Raw genomic sequence first — 21906 nt, 5'->3', positions numbered from 1 at the left:
ATTTTTTTTACTTTATATTCAGTACCCTATTACTCATCCCTTAATGTTTTGACAGGATTAGTATTTGCAGCCTTTATAGCCTGCATACTAACAGTAGTAATAGCAACAGCTAAAGCTGAAACTCCTGCTAAAATAAATATCCACCATTGTATTTCTATGCGATAAGAAAAATCTTGTAGCCATTTGTTCATCGCCCACCAGGCAATAGGAGAGGCAATAAGGATAGATAAAACCACTAACTTGACAAAGTCTTTGGACAACATTGTTGTGATACCAGTAACGGACGCTCCTAACACTTTTCGGATGCCAATTTCCTTTATCCTTAATTCAGCGATATAAGAAGTGAGTCCAAATAAACCAAGACATGAAATGAAAATGGCCAAAACAGAAAAAATTAAGGCTAATTGTCCTGTCTGCTCTTGCTCCTTGAATTTTTTTGCAAATTGCTGATCAACAAAACTGTAGTTAAAAGGATAGGCAGGGTTGAATTTTTTAAAAATAACCTCTATTTTTTGTAGTACCTGATCTGTTGGCATACTTGTATTTGTATGGATAGCGATATTGTAAAGCCATTCTTTTGATGGAAGAACGAGCATTGGACTAATTGGACTGTAAGGTGATCCACTGATAAAATCTTTAAATACACCAACAATGGTATAGGTATTATCTCCCCGTTTAAAGAATTTTCCAACAGGATTTTGCAGTTTCATTTCTTTAATAGCGGCTTCATTTAATAAGACAGCCGCACTATCTGCCGCTAATCGTGCGTAGTCCAAATCTCTTCCATCAACCAATGTCAATCCAAGTGTCTTGATGAAATCACTTTCTGTTCGAACTAAATTAAAACTCAAATTTTTGATTTGTTTAGGTGTTGCACCATCCCAAGAGAAATTACCACTTGAATTGGATGCATCTCGTGTTATTGACCAACCCGTTCTTGTAACACTGGTTGCTATACCAGTGTTGACCAATTCCGATTTAATCACTTCATAATTTTTTTCAATATCACCCTCCACTGGAATTTCAATTAACCGGGAAGTCGCATAGCCAATGTCCCGTAGCCCTGCATAATCGATTTGCTTACGCACGATTAGCGTGGCGATGATGAGTACAATTGCAATTCCAAATTGCAATACCACTAGAACTTCACGAAAATTTAACGTAAATCTCTTTCTTGTTCCAATCGTTTTTAATGCTTTTATAGGTTGAAAAGAAGACAGAACAAAGGCAGGGTAAAGTCCTGCTAGCAACCCAGTCATGAGTATAAAGCCCAGCATTCCTAACCAAATTAGCGGATTTGTCAATTCCAAGGAAAGGGGTTTATCCAATAATTGATTAAATAAGGGTAATACAATAAATGTTAAGCCGAGCGCTAAGATTCCAGAAATGAAGGTCAATAAAACCGATTCTGTTAAAAACTGACCAATTAAGCTACTTCTGTTTGCACCCACTACTTTTCGCACAGCAACTTCCTTTGCTCTCTTTTGGCTTCGCGCTGTGCTCAAGTTGATGAAATTAATACAAGCAATTAATAAGATTAACAGACCGATACCAGCCACCAATCTTACCTGTTCTATTTTACCTCCAACGGCAACACCTTGTTCGAATTGAGAATAGAGATGCATCTTCGCTATCGGATATAGAAATACCGAGCTTTTCAACTCATCATTGGTTTGTTTACGGACTAGGTTTGCTATTTTCTTATTAAATGCATTAACATCGGTTCCTGCCTTTAGTTGTACATACGTGTAAAATGTATTTGTATTCCAATTAGATCCATACATATCTGCCTTTAACGGAATCAGATAACTAAAATCAAAATCCGTATAACTAGGCAAATCTTGCATCACTCCAGTGACCTTAAAAGATTCCTTATTGTCCAAAGTGATGGTTTTGTCCATAGGATCTTCATTTCCAAAGAGGCTTTTTGCTAAGCTCACTGTGAGAACAATACTTTTTGGATCGTTTAATATATGTTGTGCAGTTCCTTTTATTAATGGAAAATTAAACATTTGCAAAAACGAAGCATCCACTTCATTCCCTTTGGATTTCAGTTTTTTATCCGCATAAGTGAATAGACGATCCGTTAACCAATACATACGAGCAGTGTATTCAACCTCTGGAAATTCATCTTTCAAAGCTGGTGCAGTGGGAGCAGAAGTGATATCATATACACCAATCTCTCCTTCATCTTCGTATTTATTCCAAACTTTGTACAGATTTTCTTTATTGCTATAAAAGTTGTCAAATTGCAATTGATTTTGAACCCAAATAGCAATGACTAACACAGCTGTCATTCCAATAGCTAACCCCATGATGTTAATAACAGAATAACCTTTGCTCTTCCAAAGGTTACGCCATGCCATTTTAATATAGTTTTTGATCATCTTTATCTTATTTAGCCTATTACTTTATCTCATTTTAGTTTACTCGTTTCTAATCTCAAGCATGTTCAGGTGAGAAGCATCATCATTTTATAGAACCAATCCTTACGCCATATTTTTAATACATTGAAAATGAGATTTTAATGTATTTTGATATGTTTTTTCAAGTGTTCATATTCGAACAGTATTCGTTCAAAAGCGCACATATCTAACTTCTTTATCGATGCAGTCTTGTTTGGAAAAACTCATGCACTTTGCTTTGTGATTACCAGACTGCTTTTATAATGATAAAAATATTTGATGGATGTATCATGAAGGATCAATATGGAGTTTTCAACTCCCAAAAATTTTCGATTTACTCATTCTTCAACGTATCCACTGGGTTTGTTAATGCCGCTTTGATTGCTTGGTAACTCACGGTGAGTAGGGTAATAGTAAGAGCAACAACTCCTGTGAATAGGAAAACAGACCAAGTAATAGAAATACGATAAACATAGTTTTCCAGCCATTTATTCATCAATAAATAAGCGAGCGGTGCTGCGATGGCAAATCCAAGTAAAGTAAGCCAGATATATTCAGTCGTCATCAATTTCCATAGATTAAATTCCGAAGCACCTAATACTTTTCGGATACCGATTTCTTTTTCCCGTTGTTCAGTCAAGAAAGAAACTAAAGCATATAATCCCAAACAAGATATCATGATGGCAAGTCCCGTAAAAAGGCTGATCAAACTTTTGATCATTTCCATTTGCGCAAACTGTTTAGCGTAAGCTTGATCCGTAAAGGTATAATTGAACGTAATATTAGGATCTATTTTGGTGAATTGTTCAGCAATAGCTTTCATTGTCGGATTGACTTCAGCATGATCTTTTAATCGTAAGGTAATCTTGCTTGTCGGTAATAGATTTAGAAAATAAGCCGTAGGTGTAATCGATTTAAATGGAGATTCCGACATCGTATTCTGTATGACGGCAAGGATGTGGTAATTTACCCCTCTAAAACTCAATTGCTTGCTATCCAACGCCGATACCCCCATATATTCTGCAGCAGCTTCATTTAAAATAACGGCAGCAGAATCTGTTTTAAAATCTTTTGAAAAATTTCGGCCCTTAATAAATTTCCATTGCACAGTATTGGCAAAATTTTCATCTATGGTAAACATACCCATAATAGATCCTTCTTTGACGTCATTACCCTGCCAGGTAAATCCGCCTCCTGTTAAGGAGAGATTATTTATAAAACTGGATGATAAGGTTGCATCTTGGATTAAACCCTTCGCAAATAACTCTTGTTTAAGCACATCAAAATTTTTAATAATTTCATTGCTTGTGCTGGTTACGTTGACTAGATTTTTATTGCTATAACCAATAGGTCTATCCTTTACATAATACAATTGTTTTATGACCAAATAAGTAGCGATCATCATAAAGATGGAGATGGTAAATTGGATTACGACCATCGTTTTTCGTGCGTTAAATTTGGATTTTCCCTGAATTGCTTTTCCCTTTAGTGCCAAAATTGGATTAAAGGAAGATAAGAATAGAGAGGGATATAACCCAGTTAAAAGTCCTAATCCGAGGATGCATAAGAAGGAATAGGCATAAAAATTAAAGGAATAAACAGGAATGTGTAATGCTGTGCCTGTGATATTGTTTATCCAAGGAAGAAGTAAGGCTGTCAAAATCAACCCGATGATAAAAGCAAAAAAAACAGATAGTATAGATTCAAATAAAAAACCCTGAACCAATTGCAACTGATGTACACCAATTGATTTTAGAATACCAATTTCTCGACCTCTTTTGATGCTTCGTGCCGTACTTAGGTTGATAAAATTAATGCAAGCCAATAAGATAATCAGTACGCTAATCAAGGTAAACATCCATACATATTGGATCTGACCACCATTGTTTTTCCCATTTTTAAAGGAATCGTATAAGTGCCATTTCGACATCGGATGCAAAAGTATCTCTGGATCGATATCTGTTAATTTTGGTTTAAGTATGGCCGTCAATTTAGTTGCTAATGAAGAAGAATAATCAGGATTCTTCATTGATCCATAAATACTAAAAAAACAATTTCCCCAGCTTTGGTCTACGTTTGGATTTTTTTGAAGATAATCTGTAAAAGGCAATACATAATCCAGTTGAAAGAAGGTGCTATTCTCTGGAATATCTGTATACACTCCCTTTACTTCATATTGTTCATTACCGTTTAGTTGAACCATTTTTCCAACAGCATCTGTCTCTCCAAAAAGGCGATTAGCCAAAGACGCAGAGATAATTAAGGTAGCTGGTGCAGTAGGGGTTGATACATCACCCTGAAGAGCTTTAAATGAAAAAAGTTCTGCAAATGTTCCTAAGGCATAGTGACCGTTAGCATGCAATCGCTTTTCTCCGACTTTAAAATTAGCCTGTTCCAGTTTACTCACCAAGGTCACCTGTTGCATTTCATTTTTAAAATCTGCTTGCAGGGCTTTCGCTAATGGAATAGGGGCAGAAGGATCTGTTGATTGCTCTCCATTGAATGTTCCAGTTACCATTACCTGGTAGATGTTATGGTAGTTGTTGAAATTTTTGTCAAAAGAAAACTGCTTCAAAATCCATAAGGAACTGACGATAGCTACCGTAAAACCAAGTGCTAAACCAAGTATATTGATGATCGAATTAACGGAATTACGTTTGATATTACGCAAAGAAGTTTTTAGAAATAGCTTTATCATTGTTCTTCTGATTTAGACCTTGGGCGATAAGCTTAAGGCTCTCTTATATTGGTATGTTTTATTTAGCTGATAGGTCTCGTACTTCCATATACAATCTTTATTGAAAATAAATACTTCTTCCATGCTATTAATCGCTAAGTTGAGGTATTAAACCCCGTGATCAATATGTTTGAAACTATTCATCTCGTAAACTATCTACTGGGTTAGCCATGGCTGCCATAATGCTTTTCGTTGATAAGACGAAGCAGGCAAAAGCAATCAATCCAACAGCTGATAAAGCGAAAATTGATAAATTGATATCTGTTTTATAGGCAAAATCTTCCAGCCACTTATGCATAGCATAATAGGCTATCGGAAAGGCAATTAAACAGGCTATTCCGACTAAAACAACTAGATTTTTCAATAAAAGAAATACGATCTGCATAATAGTAGCGCCTAATACCTTACGAATACCAATCTCTTTCGTTCTTTGATTTGCTGTAAATATGGCCAAGCCAAATAAACCTAGACTAGCAATTAGAATGGATAAACCAACTGCCCAAGTAAGTAATGTCGAAAGTTCCCTCTCCCTGTCATAAAATTTTTTGATGACCTCATCCAAAAACTGGAGATCTATGTCATCATCTGGAAAAATTGTTTTATAAGTTGTTGTGATTTTATTGATTGTATTTTTCCAATTTTCAGGATGTGCTTTGTCTAATGCAATATGTAAAACATAACCATCTTTATTTCCAAAATAAAGGAGAGGTTTTATTGCTTGATGTGCAGAAGCGATATCAAAGTCTTTCATTACACCAACTATTGTTTTGTTGCCCTTATCAAATGTTTTTCCAATAGCATCCTCTGGATGCTTAATATTTAATAACGCTAAACCTTTTTCATTGATCAATACTTCAGAAGTAGAATCTAAAAGCCTGATATTTCTTCCTGCAATTAATGGGATATGATAGACAGCAAGATAATTTTCATCCCCTGAACGGCTGTCAAATAGCAATTCTTTTGGATCATTGCTGTTATCCAGATTGATCGAGGTTTGCATATAACCATTCATTGCGGGGGCAATATTACCGAAACTGACCGCTTTTATTTCTGGAAGATTCTTCAACTTATCTTTGAGAAGATTTCCTTTATCCGAATTTTGAAAAGCTCCAGGGATATATAAATTCACAATCGCATCTTTTTGAAAACCCATATCTTTTTGTGAAACGTAATTGATTTGTCTGATAACGATCAATACACAAATTAAAAAAGATTGGGCCAAGACAAACTGGAAAATAGTCAATGCTTTTCTGATCCACGCACTACGAGATAAATTTGAATTTTGTGATTGTTGATTTTTTAATGCCAAAACAGGTGCATAACCCGTGAGTATCCAGGCAGGATAGAAACCTGCCAGTAATGTAATGATGATAAGTTGTGCTAACAAAAAGAATCCAATAGCGATTTTAGGTAAATTACTTATCTGTAAATCGCTTGGAATAAAACCATCAAATACGTGAAGAAATAAGGGTAAAAGAATAGCGGATAGGATCGTGGCGATTAGTGTAATCAAAAATGTCTCTACTAAAAACTGTTTGATCAAGGTAGATTTAGAACTCCCTAATGTTTTGCGAATACCCACTTCTTTAGCTCTTTCTGTAGCTTGTGCGGTCGATAAGTTAATAAAATTTACTGCACCAAGAGCCAATAAGAAAAATGCGAGTAATATTAAATTTCTTAACGTTTCAGGCTTGGTCGCTCCGTAATTAAAAGTTGTATTAAAATGTACATCGCCAAGAGGTTGTAAGATAAATTTATCTGTTATTTTTTCACCATTACTTGCTTTATGTTTTTTAATCAAACTTGCAATATTTGATTCAATAGTTTTTGTAGACGTACCTTGTTTTGTTTTTATCAAGACTTGATGAGCGTCTGATACACTATTCCAAGCATCCCAATTAAACAGATCTTTTAAACTAGTGTTGGCTTCAATGGTTTTTTGTGAGATAAAGCTGTCAAAACTAAAATCAGAATTTCCGATCGGGTTATCGACAACTCCGACAACCTGTAAAGATATACTATCCGCATATAAGATTACTTTTCCAATAACTTCGGCAGGAGAAGTTATTCCATAATAGCGTTCTAATGTTTTTTTTGTTAAAACAATTGTTCCGATTTGATTGAGTTCTTTAGCATTACCAGATAACCATTTAAATGGGAAAATATCGAAGTATTGACTATTAGTCAATACTATCTTTTCTTCCTTTGGAAATATTTGATACTTATTTTTATTCCCAGAACCAATTTTTATTTTTTGCACGTAGCTTTTGAAAATAGGTGCAATGGTCTCTATATTGGGAACTTCCTCTTCTATGGATCGAACAAGAGGAGTGATTACTCCTGCATTTTTATACTCTCCATCATTGACAATGCGATATATTCGCTCTTGATTAGGAACATTTTGATCGAAGCTATAATCATGTTGAATCATTAAGAAAATGACCAAAGTCGCACTGATCCCAATAGAAAGACTGAGAATATTGATTGTTGTAATCAACTTATGCTTTTTTAAAAAGCGAAGAGCAATTTTAATATAATTTTTTATCATAATCTCTATAATTGTTTACTGATTTAAGTTAAATATCTACTCAATACAATAACTACTCATCCCGTAGACTGTCGATTACATTTACTTTCGCAGCTCGGATAGCTTGATAACCAATTGTCATTCCCGCAATCAATAACGCTATACTTGCACCTATTAAAAATATCCAAATGTTCAATTCTGTTCTGAAACTGAAATTGGCCAACCATTCCTTTGAAAAATACCAAGCTAGTGGACCAGCAATCAAAATGGCAACTAATAATAAGCCGACAAACTCTCTTCCCAATAACTGAACGATTTGTGGTATACTAGCGCCCAGCACTTTACGGATGCCGATTTCTTTCACTTTTGTTTGTGCAGAATTAGCAGCTAGCGCTAACAGTCCAAGAGAAGAAACAAAGATGGCGATCGAAGCAAAGATGTTGAAAAGAAGACCCGTGCGTAGATCTGATTTATATAACTTGTCAAATTTGCTATCCAAAAATGTGTATTCGAAAGGTTGCGTTGATGGGTAACTATTATAAATAGTTTTCACTTTCTCTATCGCTTTTTGTGCATTTGAAGCTGTTGTTTTTACATATAAGGTTCCTGAATAGCGATGCGTCCAAAAAACCATCGGACCAATCGGATTTTTTAGATCATTGAAATTGAAATCCTGGACAACACCGACAACTGTTCCAGGGACTTCGTGCAATGACATTTGAGCACCAACATAAGGTTTTTTCAATCCCATCTGTTTAGCCAATGTTTCATTGATGATATAACTTGATGAGTCAGCCGGAACTCCTTTGAGATTACTTCCTTCAATCAATTTCATCCCCATTAATGGAATAAAGTTCTTATCTATAGTAGCTCTTGCGACAATGAGCGAGTAATCTTTTGCACGGTTTGGCCAATCGATATCTCCAGTAGAATTGCCATAACTCATAGGGTCGTAAACACTATTGATCGAGTACGAAACGATGGAAGGATCTTCAGCAAGTTTGGCTGCTACAGTTGATTTATTTTCAACAGCTCCTTCGTTAAGCTGAACGGTAAAGATATAGGAAGTGTCATACCCTAAGTTATACTCACGGATGTACTTCATCTGTTTTTGAATAACCAACGTGCAGATAATCAATATGATTGATGTTACATATTGAAATACCACTAAAGCTTTTCGGAAAATACTATTTTTCGGTTTGGATGATTTGCCTTTCAATGCCGTGATTGGTTTGAAAGCTGACAGTTGAATGGAAGGGTATATACTGGACAACAATACCGTCACTAGCAAGGCTGATCCAATTAAAAGCCAAAGCGCTGGATTACCTAGACTGAATACCATTGATTTTCCTGAAATAGTATTGTAAGCTGAGAAAGACAATCCAATCCATAAGGCAGCAACAAGAGTCGCTAAAATAAATGTTAGAAAGGTTTCCGACATAAATTGAAAGAACAATTGTTGTCGGTTAGCGCCGATAATCTTTCGGATACTGACTTCCTTCGCTCTATCCATTGCTCTGGCGGTAGAAAGATTGACATAATTGATTGCTCCAATAAAAAGCAATAATAAGGCCACTACTCCAAATATTTGCACCATGCGCAATGCGGATTTGTTTCCATCTGGTGCTATTAAATGCTTGTCCTCAAGGGTTCCAAGTTTAAAGGTGGTCTTTGTACTACCTTCCTTTGCTTTAATGAATCTGTTATTTATTTGTGCAATGGCTTGCTCAGGATCCGCCGCGGGTTTTAATTTTAAATACGTATCAAAGTAATAATTTCCTAAATCTTCGTCTATGGTCTTCCATACACCATTACCTCCATTTTCAGTAAAAGATTTGGCTTGATAGGCCATCGGAAAAATAACATCGAATCGGATAGAAGAATTTTGTGGTATATCCAAAAATACGCCTGTTACGAAGAAGGGATTTTTTCCCAAAAGGATAGTTTTGCCAATAGCATCTTGTCCATGGAAAAGTTTTTTGCTTAGTGTTTCGCTAATGGTCACTTCGTCTATATTCGTCAATACATTGGGCTTGCTGGATTGTAGCAGTGGAAAAGAAAAAAAACTAAAAAACGTGCTGTCAGCATAAGCTATTGAAAGCCCTGTATAGGGATCTTTCTGTTCCTTTAGGCTAATGATACCATTATATTCTTGTGCTATCCTGACTGATGATTCTACTGCAGGAATGTCTTTCGCATAAAATCCAACTGGCCCTGGTGTATTATTGGAAATTTGTTCTTTATCACCCCCTTTCCAGATATTATGGACATTATAAATTCGTTTGTAATCTTTGTGAAATCGATCATAACCAATTTCGTCCTGTACCCAAAGTAAGATCAGGATAGCTGTAGCTATACTGATCGAAAGTCCTAGGATATTAATGGCTGTGTAAAACTTGCTTTTTTTCAAATTACGCCATCCAGTTTTGATGTATTTAAAAATCATAAGAGTAATTTCTATGTGATGGTTTGTACTTTTAGGTTGTTTTCTTTTTTTAATTTTAAAGTCCAATCCCTAAGCCACTGTTTTAAACATCTTATATACAGATTATTAAGTGTTTTGGTCTGCTGCTATAAGTGTACGTTTACGAACACTAGACGTTCGTAAACGTACATTTATGTATAAATTATTGATCTCTCAAACTATTTACAGGATTGGCTCTAGCAGCTTTTAAAGCTTGGTAACTTACGGTCACCAAAGCGATGAACAAAGCACTCATCCCCGCAGTAGCGAACATCCACCATTGCATATCAATGTGGTAAGCAAAATTATCCAACCATTTATTCATTGCCCAATAGGCAATAGGTGTCGCGATACAAATAGCAATAAGAACTAGTTTGATGAAATCAATGGATAATAATTGGATAATACCAAAGATGCTTGCTCCTAGTACTTTACGAATTCCAATCTCTTTTGTACGTTGTTGAGCGGTATAGGTAATGAGCCCTAATAGTCCCAAACAGGCTATAAAAAGAGCAAATCCTGAAAATGTGGTGAAAATTCTTCTGAATCGATAATCAGCTTCATATTGACGATCAAAACTCTCATCCAAAAAACTGTAGTTAAATGGAATGTTGGGTGCCAATCTAGACCAAAGCTTTTGTATCTTAGCAATAGTCTCTGATTGATTGGCTTTCTGAAGTTTAATCGTTATATATCTACCACTTGATGGATCTAATCTTAAGGCTAGGGCTTCCACTTTATTATGTAAGGAGAGATAGTTGAAATCTTTTACTACACCAATTATTTGGCCTTCTCTACCCCATTGATTAAATCGTTTGCCAATGATCTCTTGTGGATTGGTATATCCCCAAAGTTTAGCAGCAGCTTCATTGATGATCAGTGAATGTGCGGTGTCGGCAGGGAAGTCTCGAGAATAAGCGCGTCCAGCAATCATCTTCATGCCCATGTTGGGAATAAAATCGATATCCACTTCAAAAAGACCTGGCGCTAAAGGAACCATTTTGCCTTCGCGTGATTCAATATCAGTTCCCGCATTTGGGAAGAATGTTCCAGGAACGCTACGCGAGGATGAAACAGCAATGACATCTTTTTCTTTTGATAAAGAATTTTTGATGGACTCTAAATTTTTATTTACTTGATCATCAAAGTTGTAATCAATGGTCAACATTTGATTTTGTTGAAAACCAAGATCTGTATGTTGTAAATGATGTAATTGTGAAAAGACGATACAAGTTCCTGCAATGAGCACGATGGATAAACCGAATTGGAAGACAACTAATCCTTTTCTTAAAAACTGCCCTCCAGCAACACTTTTAAACGTTCCCTTTAACACTTCGACAGGTTTAAAACTAGCCAAAATAAAAGCAGGATAACTAGCGGCAATAATTCCAGTCAAAGTCACGATCCCCAAGAAAACAGTAAGACTTGTCCAATTAAATAGGCTAGTCCAAGCTAACTGCTTTCCAGCAAAGGCTTCCATAAAAGGAAGAAGTATAACGACAAATAGCAGGGCAAGTAACGCAGAAATAAATACCAATGCTAACGATTCACACATAAATTGAAGTATGAGGTTGCGATGGTTAGCTCCGATAGCTTTTCGAACACCCACCTCTTTCGCTCTTTCCATAGAGCGGGATGTGGCTAAATTCATAAAATTAACGCAGGCTATAAAAAGGATAAATAGACCAATAATTGCGAATATGTATAGATTTTGCACACTACCAGTTACACCAGGTTGTCTACCTGCTGTAGAATGGAGATAGGCATCACGTAGAGGTTCAAGATGGAAATTATACCGACCTTCTTGTGAAGCATTGTGCTGTTTGAGAAATTGAGGAATTTTTTTATTGAAATCAGCAAGGTTAAATTGATCAGACACCAACAAATAAGTGTAAAAATCTACATATCCCCAAGAATCAAAAATATCAGCACGAGTCTGTTCAAAAGTTCGCATGGACAACAGCACATCGAATGTAAAATGAGAATTTGAAGGTACATCTTCAATAACTGCTGTAATTTTGTATAACCCTGGGTCAGCACGTCCAGCGGCAAGGCCACCTTCTAATGTTTTGCCAATAGGGTTTTCATCACCAAAATACTTTTTTGCCGCACTTTTAGTTAAAACAGCTGAGTAAGGTTCATTTAATGCCGTGCTTGAATTGCCAATGATTGTCTTCCAGCTAAACACATCAAATGCGGTAGAATTCATAAAAAAGACACGTTCTTCTTGAAAGACTTTTTCTTTATTCTTAAAAGAAATGGAGACCTGTCCTGAAAATTGCACCACCTTTTCAACTTCTGGGAAATCTGCTTGTAAAGCAGGACCGATGGGTGCTACTCCCCATACATCTTCTCGCTTTGTTTGTCCTTTTTCTTCCCAAGAATGGACAACACGATAAATGCGATCCTTGTTGACGTGATATTGATCATAGGAAAGTTCGTCATGTATATATAATACAATTAATAAACAACAAGCTAAACCTATCGCTAAACCAATAATATTGATGGAAGAATAACCTTTATTTTTCCAAAGGTTTCTCCATGCTATTTTTAGATAATTCTTGATCATTTTTTAATTTTTTTAATACTTAAGTATTGATTTCTTTAGCTGTAGATAAATTAATTTACCCATACTATTCATCTTTTAGACTATTGACAGGATTAGCTATTGCTGCTCGTATGGCCTGCGTACTGACAGTAAGCAAGGCAATTACAATAGCTAGAAGTCCAGCTATTGCAAACATCCACCACTGAATATGCACGCGGTAAGCGAAATCTTGTAACCAAGTATTCATCGCCCACCAAGCTATCGGAGAGGCAATAAGGATAGCAATGAACACCAATTTGATAAATTCGAAAGATAACATGCGTGTAATATCGGATACAGAAGCACCGATTACTTTTCGGATTCCAATTTCTTTTTTACGCTGGAGAGCAGTGAAGATGGCTAATCCCAATAATCCAAGACAGGCTACAAAAATCGTTAGTGTCGAAAAAATAGTCAACAGTTGTCCGATCTTAAGTTCTGACTGATAAGTCTGATTATATCGGTCATCAAGAAAAGAATAATCGAAAGGAAGATCTGATGGGAAGGCATTGTAGCTTTGTTTCACGGTCTCCAGTAATTTTTCCATGTCTGTTGCTTTTGTCTTGATGATCAGATGCCCAGCTTCATGACCTAAGACCATCACCAAGGGAGCAATGGCTTCATGTAAAGGTTTGAAATGAAAATCTTCTACAACTCCAACGACTTGATAAACTTTGTTATCCTTATTTGTTAATGTTCTTCCGACGATATTGTCTTTCCATCCAAGATTTTTGGCAGCCGTTTCATTGATAACAGCCGATAGGCTGTCGTTACCATAAGTAGCTGAAAAATTGCGACCTTCCTTTAGCTTCATCCCCATTGTAGGGATATATTGTTCATCCACATCATAACGGAGCGTTTTCACCCACTGGTTTGGACTTTCTTTCGGATAGACAAAGAAGTTGTTGTTATTAGTGGCTCCAGCTGGAAGATAAGACGAGTGAGAGACATGCAGTATTCGACTATCTTGAGCGAGACGTTCAGCGAATGCTTTTTCATTCGCTCCTAAAGGCCAACTTTGGACAATAATGACATTTTCCTTATCATAACCCAATTTAATATGCCGTATATAATTTAGTTGGCGATTGACCACGACTGTACAAAAAATCAACCCCACTGATATCATAAATTGAAAAACAACTAAACCACTTCTTAATCCGAAACCTTTCTCAGAAAAATTGAATCTGTTTCTTAAAATCGATAAAGGGTTAAAGGAAGATAAATATAAAGCAGGGTAGCTACTGGAGAATAAACCAATCAGTAAACCAAAGCCAATTAGAAATGGAATTGCCTTAAAAGGAGACAGCTGTTGAATCTCCAAAGACTTTCCAGAAAAGTGATTGAATAGGGGAAGAGCAAGCAATACAATACCTACAGCTAATAACAGGGCGATATAGGTGATGAGAACGCCTTCTGTGAAGAATTGAATCAGCAGATTTTGTTTTCCTGCTCCCAAAACTTTTCTTACGCCAACTTCTTTAAATCTTTTGGAACCACTAGCCGTAGATAGGTTCATGAAATTGATCGTCGCAATTAATAACATAAAGAGGCCAATTACACCAAAAATATACAGGTATCTGATGTCACCAGAAGCACTCAGGTCATTCACAAAATCGGAATGTAAATGAATGTCCGTTAAGGGCTGAAGATAAAGTCCAATCCTGTTTCCTGCTTTTTTGTAATCTTCGTAACTCATACCAAAACCAGCCATAAACTGTGGACCGACATGCTTATCAAATAAAGTAGCGAGTTTGGCTTCTACTTGTTTAGCTGTAGCATCCTTATTCAATAACGCATAGGTATAGTATTCGGAGGTCATCCACGATGTGGATCGTGCATCTTCCAAAGCCTCAATAGAAGTAAAGATATCAAAATGGAAGTGAGAGTTTTTAGGTATGTCTTTCATCACACCTGTTATTTTCAAGATAGCCTGATTTCCTTTAATCGGTAGCTCTTTTCCAAGCACGTCAATCGTGTTGAAGTATTTCCGAGCCATAGTTTCGGATATTATAGCCGTGTTAGGCTGCGCGATTGCGGTCAAAGGATCGCCTTTTAATAGCGGAAACGTAAATATTTTGAAGAAGGAAGCATCGACATAAGCCAAATGCTCATCATGGAAAACTTTATCGCCCACTTGGAATAGCGGAGTTCCACCTATTCGTAGACGAGCAGTTTCTTGGACATCTGTTAATTCAGCTTTCATCGTAGACGCTACAGGTGGCATAATATGGGCTTCTTTGATATCACCTCCTTTTACCTGACCTCGAAAAACAACACGTACGATGCGGTTGGCTTGACTGTGAAATCGATCATAGCTTAGTTCATCAACGATGTACAGGCTGATGAGTAAGCAGGTGGCGATGCCTAAGGCTAATCCACATATATTGATCAAAGAAATGGAGATATTCCTTGTTAGGTTTCGTACGGCTACTTTTATATAATTCTTGATCATGTCTGTTGATATCTAAGATGTTGTGCTATATTTTTAACTTTGCTCTCTACTCACCGAATAAACGATCTACGGGTTTAGCCGTCAACTTTTTAATATTTAATTTTACGTTGTACACTTCCGTATGTTATTTTAAAGCAGAGGTCTCCATAATCACTTGCCCATCCAGCATGCGGATCACGCGATCTGAAAATTTAGCATCATGCTCACTGTGTGTTACCATGACGATGGTTGTTCCTGCTTCATTTAGCTCGGTCAGCAATTGCATAACTTCATTGCCATTATTGGAATCTAAATTTCCAGTAGGCTCATCGGCTAAGATCAGTTTCGGATTGTTAACCACCGCACGAGCTACGGCGACACGTTGCTGTTGCCCTCCTGAAAGCTGTTGTGGGAAGTGATTACGTCGGTGCATGATCTGCACTTTCTCTAATACCTCTTCCACACGGCGTTTACGTTCTGCAGCAGGAACATTCGTATAAACCAAAGGAAGCTCTACGTTTTCATATACCGTCAATTCATCTATCAGATTGAAGCTTTGGAATACAAAACCGATATTGTGTTTGCGTAAATCTGAGCGACCACGCTCTTTGAACTTGGCAACTTCAATTTCATTGAATAGGTAACTTCCTTCATCCAAGTCATCTAAAAGCCCAATAATATTGAGCAGCGTAGATTTACCACATCCCGATGGACCCATCACTGCTACAAATTCACCTTCTTTGACATGAATATTCAAATTATTCAATGCCACAGTTTCCACTTCTTCTGTACGATAGTACTTTTGAAGATTGCTTATTTTGATCATGTTTTTTTCCACAATATCTTAATTTACGTTTTGAAATTTAATGCTGATGCTCAACTAAATCTAATCGTTAACTTGACTATTTTTTGATATTTAATTCTTGTATTTTATCGTAAGTCTCATAACTCGACACGATCACTTTATCACCAGGTTGCAAACCTTTGATGACTTCATAATATTCCGGATTCTGTCTTCCTAATTGAATATCTATGCGATAGGCAGTCGTGCCATTTTTATCTAATTTGAATATCCAGTTTCCACCTGTTTGTTGATAAAAACCTCCTTTTGCAAGTAATACGGCTTTGGTTTCATCACTTAAAGCTAATCGGATTTGTAACGTTTGACCTCGGCGAATGCCTTTAGGAACTTCATTGATAAACTCCATATCGACTTGAAAGCGACCATTGGTTACTTGTGTGTATACTTTTTTGATTCGCAATTTGTATGATTTGTCGCCGATTGTAAACTCACCCTGTAAATCAGGAAAGATTCGATTGATATAATGTTCATCGATATCTGCACGAACTTTAAATCCAGTAAGGACATCGATTTGCCCCAAACGCTCTCCAGCATTCTTGCTTTGCCCTATTTCTGCATCAAATGATGTCAGTTGTCCATCAACAGGTGAACGGACAATCAAATCACCAATTTTTCTCTTCATTAATTCTAGAGCACTCTGCGTACGATGATAGGTTTCGCGATCCTGATTAGCTTTTTGATTGGTCGAAACTTCATCTTGTTTTAAGATTTGTTTCGTCAGACTTACTCTTTCTTTTTGGTAATTGTATTCGTTCTTAGATTTTTCGAACTCTTGCGAACCAATTGCTTTCTCGTTCAATAACTTTTGATTTAATCGGTATACACGCTCAGCCTCTTTGTAAGCCTGTTCTACATCGGCCATTTGGTTACGGTTGTTGATGGAAACCTGTTGGGCATTTGTTTGCGCGATTTGGGATTGTGTTAATAAATTCAAAACTTGAGTTTCCTGTTGAATCAGGCTCAGTTCTTGATCGGTGTTGGACAGACGCATAATGGGATCACCTTTTTTTAAGATAGCTCCGTCTTCTACATATTTTTCTTCTACTCGTCCCCCCACAGAGGCGTCTAAATAAATGCTGCTGATAGGAAGTACCGTTCCGTTAATGGGAATGAACTCCTGAAAATTATCTTTTTTTATCTCAACAATGGAAATACGATCTGCATCTACATTTAGTTTGCTTTTTCCACTTGTAAAATAAAAACTTGCAGCAATGAGGCCAACCAAACCCGTAATTCCAACTAAGGTTAATATGCGTTTGTTATTCCATTTCTTCTTTTCTAAAGGTCTGTCCATAATGCGTTTCAATTTTGTTATTAACTATGAAAGCTGTGCCATAAATATAATGTATTGATAATTAGCTTGTTAATTTGATTTATTTGTTTTCTAGTGTTCGTAATCGAACACTAGTTGTTCGCCTACGTACAACTTGATAATTACTTCCAGATAGAGCAATAGATTTTTAGGAAAATGAAAAGAATATTGTTAGTGTTCGTAATCGAACACCTAATTGTACGAAGATGAACATGTATATGGGTTGTTGGTTATTATTTGTCTGATAATTAACACGTTGCTTATTTGGCATGGCCTATGGTTAAAGATTTGGAAAATATGAAATATGAAACAAATCTTGATATACAGTTTGTGTTTTCTTTGTAGCTTGACTTTTGCGAACGCTCAATCCCATCAGCGTTCAATTGCTGAATGCGTGCAGTTGGCTATTCGAGAAAACCCTGCTTTAATGCAAAATGAACTTAATGTTAAAAGAGCAGATATTAATTTGAAACAAGCAAAAGCAAATCGGTTACCAGATGTCAATGCCAATTTAAATCATGGCTTCAGTACCGGACGTTATTTGGATAAGACGATTAATCAATATACAACAACGAACAACTCTTCTGGAGGTTTTTCTGTTGGAGCAGATATTCCTGTATTTAATGGATTTCGAATCTTGCACGATGTACGGATGAAGGCTGACGCTAAGGAAGCGAGCAAGTTGGAGTTTGATTCACAAATCAATGTACTTAAATTGGATGTGATCGAAGCTTTTATCCAAATCTTAACAGCCCAAGATGTACTAAAACAATCCGAATTGCAAACCGACGTAACAAGAGAGCAAGTGCGTAGGGCAGAAGTACTGCATAAAGAAGGAGCAATCAATCCTGGAGATTATTTTGATCTGAAAGGACAATTGGCGAATGATATCAATGCGATTGAAAACAACAAACAGCTGTTATATCTCAATCGATTACGTTTGTCTAACTTATTGAACGTAGAAGAAGAGAACTTGGGAGAATTGAAACCCTTGGAATTCAAACCAGATGCTGAAGTGCAAACAGCATCCCAACTGTTTAATAGTGCAATTGAAAAACTACCCAATGTTCCAGCTCTTGACTGGAGAATAAAAGCTGCTGAAAGAAATATTAAAGTGGTGAAGTCTGGTTATTGGCCATCACTTTCATTAAGTGCAGGTTTATCCACGAATTATTCAAACGGAGCAGATTTTGGTTATTTGAAACAATTTAACAATAATTTAGGGAAGTCGGTTTCTTTAAATTTGAACATTCCGATTTTTAATCATTTAACAATATACAATCAGGTAAAATTAGCTAAATTGGATTTGGAAACCGCTAAATTTCAGAAGGATATTGCCTTAAACAATTTACATGTAGAAACGGCAAAAGCAGTTTTTAATTTGAAAAATGCCAGTAGCAACATTGTACAATTACAAGAACAACAGCAAAGTTATACAGAGTCATTTCGTATTGCGCAAGTACACTTTGAAGCTGGAAATAGCAATTCCGTATTGTACTTAACAGCAAAAAATAAATTGGATAGTAGTCAGATTCAACTGTTGGTCAAACAATATGAATGGCTCTTGCAAAAATATATCAGCGATTATTATGCTGGCTCGTTGAATTTATAGTTACCTTAGTATTCAAATAAAACCATCAAGAGCTTTCAAGTGCGCAACTGTTATGAACCGATCAAAATTGAATATGTTCTTGAACCTTTGAAAGCAAATCATAATAAAAATAGGAACGGCTAATGATCGTTCCATAGCCTTTAAAAAACAAATTATTTGAATGAAAAAAGCAGCAATTTTAGTCGTCGATGATGACCAGGATTTATTGACAGCCGCACGGATTCTGCTTAAACCTAAAGTGCGTCATGTGCAAGTAGAGTCTAATCCAGAAAATCTGATGGGACATTTGGATAAGATGCCCTATGATCTGGTGTTGCTGGATATGAACTTTAAGAGCACGATCAATACAGGTAACGAAGGACTTTTTTGGTTATCAAGAATCAAAGAAAAATATCCCACCATTCGGGTCATTATGATCACAGCTTATGCTGCAGTGGATTTGGCTGTAAAATCGCTTAAGAAAGGTGCCTCGGATTTTGTGGTCAAGCCATGGATCAATGAGCAGTTATTAGCAACAATAGAAAGCACGTTAACAGAACATAAAAATCAAGATAAAAAAACAAAAAGTTCGCTCTTAACCTTGGATGGTACACCTGATCTTATTGGGCAATCCGTTATTATGGACGAATTGCAATATAAACTCGAAAAAATAGCACCAACAGATGCTAATATTCTTATTTTAGGTGAAAATGGTACTGGAAAGGATCTGATCGCACAGGCGATCCAAAAACGTTCGTTGCGCTCAAAAGAAGTGTATGTAAAAGTTGATGTAGGTTCTTTGACCGAAAGCTTATTTGAAAGTGAGTTATTTGGCTATAAAAAAGGAGCTTTCACGGATGCACGTGAAGATCGCCAAGGTCGTTTTGAAACAGCGAATGGTGGAACTTTATTTCTGGATGAAATTGGTAATATTTCTTTACAACAACAATCTAAATTATTGACCGTACTTCAGAATCGTTATGTGACACCTTTGGGATCTCATCAGGTGATACCCGTAGATATCCGGCTTATTACAGCAACAAATGTTGCGTTAAAAGTTCTTGCAGATGAAAATAGATTTAGAAAAGATTTGATCTATCGCATCAATACTGTAGAGATTCAAGTTCCTCCTTTACGACATAGAGGACAGGATATACAACTTCTCGCAGAACATTTTTTAACCGTATATACAAAAAAGTACAATAAGCGTATCGACGGATTTGAAACAGATGCCTTAAAAAAATTATTTTCCTATCATTTCCCTGGTAATGTACGTGAACTACAGTATAGCATCGAGCGCGCTGTGATCATGGCTGACCAAGCGAGTATCCGTGGTGATGATATCTTTTTCTCACCGATTGAACAACAACCAGAAGAAAAACCTTTTGAATCCTCCATATCGGGTAGTAATTTGGAAGAACTGGAGAGGAAAACGATAAAAGCTGCTGTTGAACGTTATAATGGAAATATAAGCAAAGCTGCAAAAGAGTTGGGTTTGACACGAGCAGCCCTTTATAGAAGATTGGAGAAATATGATATTTAAGCGATGAGAGGTGGTCGATTGCTACAAGTAATAAAATTATTATTGGTACTACTTTTCTGTATAATAACAGCCTATTTCGTTATGATAGGTTTATATGTCTATGCAGCAATATTTTTTATTATCCTATTGGCACTTGCTTATAATCTTTATCACCATTTTAACTTGCTCTTTCGGCAATTGGTTGAATTTGCTGAGGCTGTTAAATATCATGACTTTACAAGGCGCTTTGTCGTAAAGAATCCAAAAACGGCTGAGGGAAAACTTTTCACAGCCTTCAACCAGATAAACGATATCTATAAAGAAATCAGTATTGATAAGGAAATCCAACATCAGTATCTCGATCGGGTCATCAACATGTTGAATTCAGCGATTATCTTTTATCAATTGGAAAATGGGAAGGTGATGTGGGTCAACGATGCCTTTAAGCAGTTGTTTCATATGCCTCACTTAGGAAATATTTCTGCACTGAAAAAAAAACATGAAGAACTTTATGAAAAAACCATGCACTTGGAAGTGGGACAACAGCAAATGGAATCAGTACAATCTAGTAAAGGTAAGATTAAGCTATTGATTCAAAGTTCGAGTTTTGAAACCCAAGACGCAGTATTTCGAATTGTTGTTTATCAGAATATCAACGAGGCGATGGATGAAACTGAAACAAAAGCTTGGCATAAGCTTTTGCGGGTACTGACACATGAAATCATGAATTCAATCGCTCCGATTAGCTCTTTAGCAGAAACGCTAAATGGTCGATTGAATCATTTTAGAGGGCAAGAAGATATTGAAGATCTAAAAGTGGGTATTTCTACCATTAAAAGAAGGAGTGAAGGACTTTTACATTTTGCCAAAAGTTATCGAATGATTAATAAAGTGGATCAACCTCAACTCGTCCCTATTCATGTAGCACAATTATTTGAACATATCTATCAACTATTGGAACCAACACTCATTCAGAAAAATGTAGATGTTGATATTATTCTTAAAAATACGAGATTGGTTTTGCATGCAGATGTCAATCTGATCGAACAGGTGATCATCAACTTAATGCTCAATGCGATTGATGCGGTTAAAATAAGAGATGATGCCTATATCAGTCTTTCCGCACTTGAAGTTGAGGGTAAAATACAAATCAGGATTGAAGATAATGGGGTAGGGATACCCACTGATCTGCAGGAGCAGATCTTTACACCATTTTTTACAACAAAGAAAACAGGAACAGGTGTAGGATTAACCTTAAGTAAACAAATTATGTTACTCCATAAAGGGACAATCTTTGTCAATAGTGAGGAAGGAAAAGGAAGTACGTTTGTTTTGCAGTTTTAAACGATTATTTTTTCATCCTCTCCGCAAATTTCTAACCAGCATCTCGTAAAGATACATCTCTCATAATAATTTCTTTTTCATGCTTTTTTGGCCATGTTCCATGTGGAATATAGTTGAAAAGAAA

At 36.3% G+C, this 21906-nt stretch carries 11 protein-coding genes; 3 read left to right on the top strand and 8 right to left on the bottom strand.

Features of this window, described 5'->3' with window-relative positions:
- Positions 1-29: 29 nt before the first annotated feature.
- The 8 genes from LZQ00_RS12665 to LZQ00_RS12630 form a co-directional block, all read right to left on the bottom strand.
- Entirely contained in the window at positions 30-2387 is a 2358-nt protein-coding gene (locus LZQ00_RS12665; protein WP_234509649.1) for an ABC transporter permease, read from the bottom strand.
- Positions 2388-2739: 352 nt separating this feature from the next.
- A complete protein-coding gene (locus LZQ00_RS12660; RefSeq protein ID WP_234509648.1) occupies positions 2740-5103 on the bottom strand; it encodes an ABC transporter permease in 2364 nt (787 codons plus the stop codon).
- Positions 5104-5278: 175 nt separating this feature from the next.
- Positions 5279-7690 carry an ABC transporter permease gene (locus LZQ00_RS12655; protein WP_234509647.1) on the bottom strand — a complete coding sequence of 804 codons (2412 nt, stop codon included), beginning with the start codon at positions 7688-7690 and terminating at the stop codon, positions 5279-5281.
- 52 nt (positions 7691-7742) lie between these two features.
- Positions 7743-10115 (bottom strand): ABC transporter permease, encoded by a 2373-nt coding sequence (locus LZQ00_RS12650; RefSeq protein ID WP_234509646.1) that lies wholly within the window; start codon positions 10113-10115, stop codon positions 7743-7745.
- Positions 10116-10296: 181 nt separating this feature from the next.
- Entirely contained in the window at positions 10297-12702 is a 2406-nt protein-coding gene (locus LZQ00_RS12645) for an ABC transporter permease (RefSeq protein WP_234509645.1), read from the bottom strand.
- 64 nt (positions 12703-12766) lie between these two features.
- Entirely contained in the window at positions 12767-15172 is a 2406-nt protein-coding gene (locus tag LZQ00_RS12640) for an ABC transporter permease (protein ID WP_234509644.1), read from the bottom strand.
- Between the two features lie 124 nt (positions 15173-15296).
- A complete protein-coding gene (locus LZQ00_RS12635; RefSeq protein ID WP_234509643.1) occupies positions 15297-15977 on the bottom strand; it encodes an ABC transporter ATP-binding protein in 681 nt (226 codons plus the stop codon).
- A 76-nt stretch (positions 15978-16053) separates the two neighbouring features.
- Positions 16054-17307 (bottom strand): efflux RND transporter periplasmic adaptor subunit, encoded by a 1254-nt coding sequence (locus LZQ00_RS12630; RefSeq protein ID WP_234509642.1) that lies wholly within the window; start codon positions 17305-17307, stop codon positions 16054-16056.
- Between the two features lie 322 nt (positions 17308-17629).
- On the opposite strand from LZQ00_RS12630, the gene LZQ00_RS12625 reads away from it, so the two are divergent.
- From LZQ00_RS12625 to LZQ00_RS12615, 3 genes are all read left to right on the top strand, one after another.
- Entirely contained in the window at positions 17630-18937 is a 1308-nt protein-coding gene (locus LZQ00_RS12625) for a TolC family protein (RefSeq protein ID WP_262910912.1), read from the top strand.
- A gap of 160 nt (positions 18938-19097) precedes the next feature.
- Positions 19098-20459, top strand: coding sequence for a sigma-54-dependent transcriptional regulator (locus LZQ00_RS12620; protein WP_234509640.1), 1362 nt, complete (start codon positions 19098-19100; stop codon positions 20457-20459).
- Positions 20460-20540: 81 nt separating this feature from the next.
- Positions 20541-21782, top strand: a complete 1242-nt coding sequence (locus LZQ00_RS12615; RefSeq protein ID WP_234509639.1) for a sensor histidine kinase — start codon at positions 20541-20543, stop codon at positions 21780-21782.
- The last annotated feature ends 124 nt before the right edge of the window (positions 21783-21906 follow it).

Source organism: Sphingobacterium sp. SRCM116780 (genome assembly GCF_021442025.1).
GTDB lineage: Bacteria > Bacteroidota > Bacteroidia > Sphingobacteriales > Sphingobacteriaceae > Sphingobacterium.
This window is presented reverse-complemented; position numbering and strand designations above follow the sequence as displayed.

Excerpts from the sequence above, each read along its gene's own strand:
- LZQ00_RS12650 (WP_234509646.1), bottom strand. The coding sequence starts at position 10,115 with ATGATTTTTAAATACATCAAAACTGGATGGCGTAATTTGAAAAAAAGC.
- LZQ00_RS12625 (WP_262910912.1), top strand. The coding sequence starts at position 17,630 with ATGAAACAAATCTTGATATACAGTTTGTGTTTTCTTTGTAGCTTGACT.
- LZQ00_RS12645 (WP_234509645.1), bottom strand. The coding sequence starts at position 12,702 with ATGATCAAGAATTATCTAAAAATAGCATGGAGAAACCTTTGGAAAAAT.
- LZQ00_RS12630 (WP_234509642.1), bottom strand. The coding sequence starts at position 17,307 with ATGGACAGACCTTTAGAAAAGAAGAAATGGAATAACAAACGCATATTA.
- LZQ00_RS12615 (WP_234509639.1), top strand. The coding sequence starts at position 20,541 with ATGATAGGTTTATATGTCTATGCAGCAATATTTTTTATTATCCTATTG.
- LZQ00_RS12665 (WP_234509649.1), bottom strand. The coding sequence starts at position 2,387 with ATGATCAAAAACTATATTAAAATGGCATGGCGTAACCTTTGGAAGAGC.
- LZQ00_RS12640 (WP_234509644.1), bottom strand. The coding sequence starts at position 15,172 with ATGATCAAGAATTATATAAAAGTAGCCGTACGAAACCTAACAAGGAAT.
- LZQ00_RS12655 (WP_234509647.1), bottom strand. The coding sequence starts at position 7,690 with ATGATAAAAAATTATATTAAAATTGCTCTTCGCTTTTTAAAAAAGCAT.
- LZQ00_RS12660 (WP_234509648.1), bottom strand. The coding sequence starts at position 5,103 with ATGATAAAGCTATTTCTAAAAACTTCTTTGCGTAATATCAAACGTAAT.
- LZQ00_RS12620 (WP_234509640.1), top strand. The coding sequence starts at position 19,098 with ATGAAAAAAGCAGCAATTTTAGTCGTCGATGATGACCAGGATTTATTG.
- LZQ00_RS12635 (WP_234509643.1), bottom strand. The coding sequence starts at position 15,977 with ATGATCAAAATAAGCAATCTTCAAAAGTACTATCGTACAGAAGAAGTG.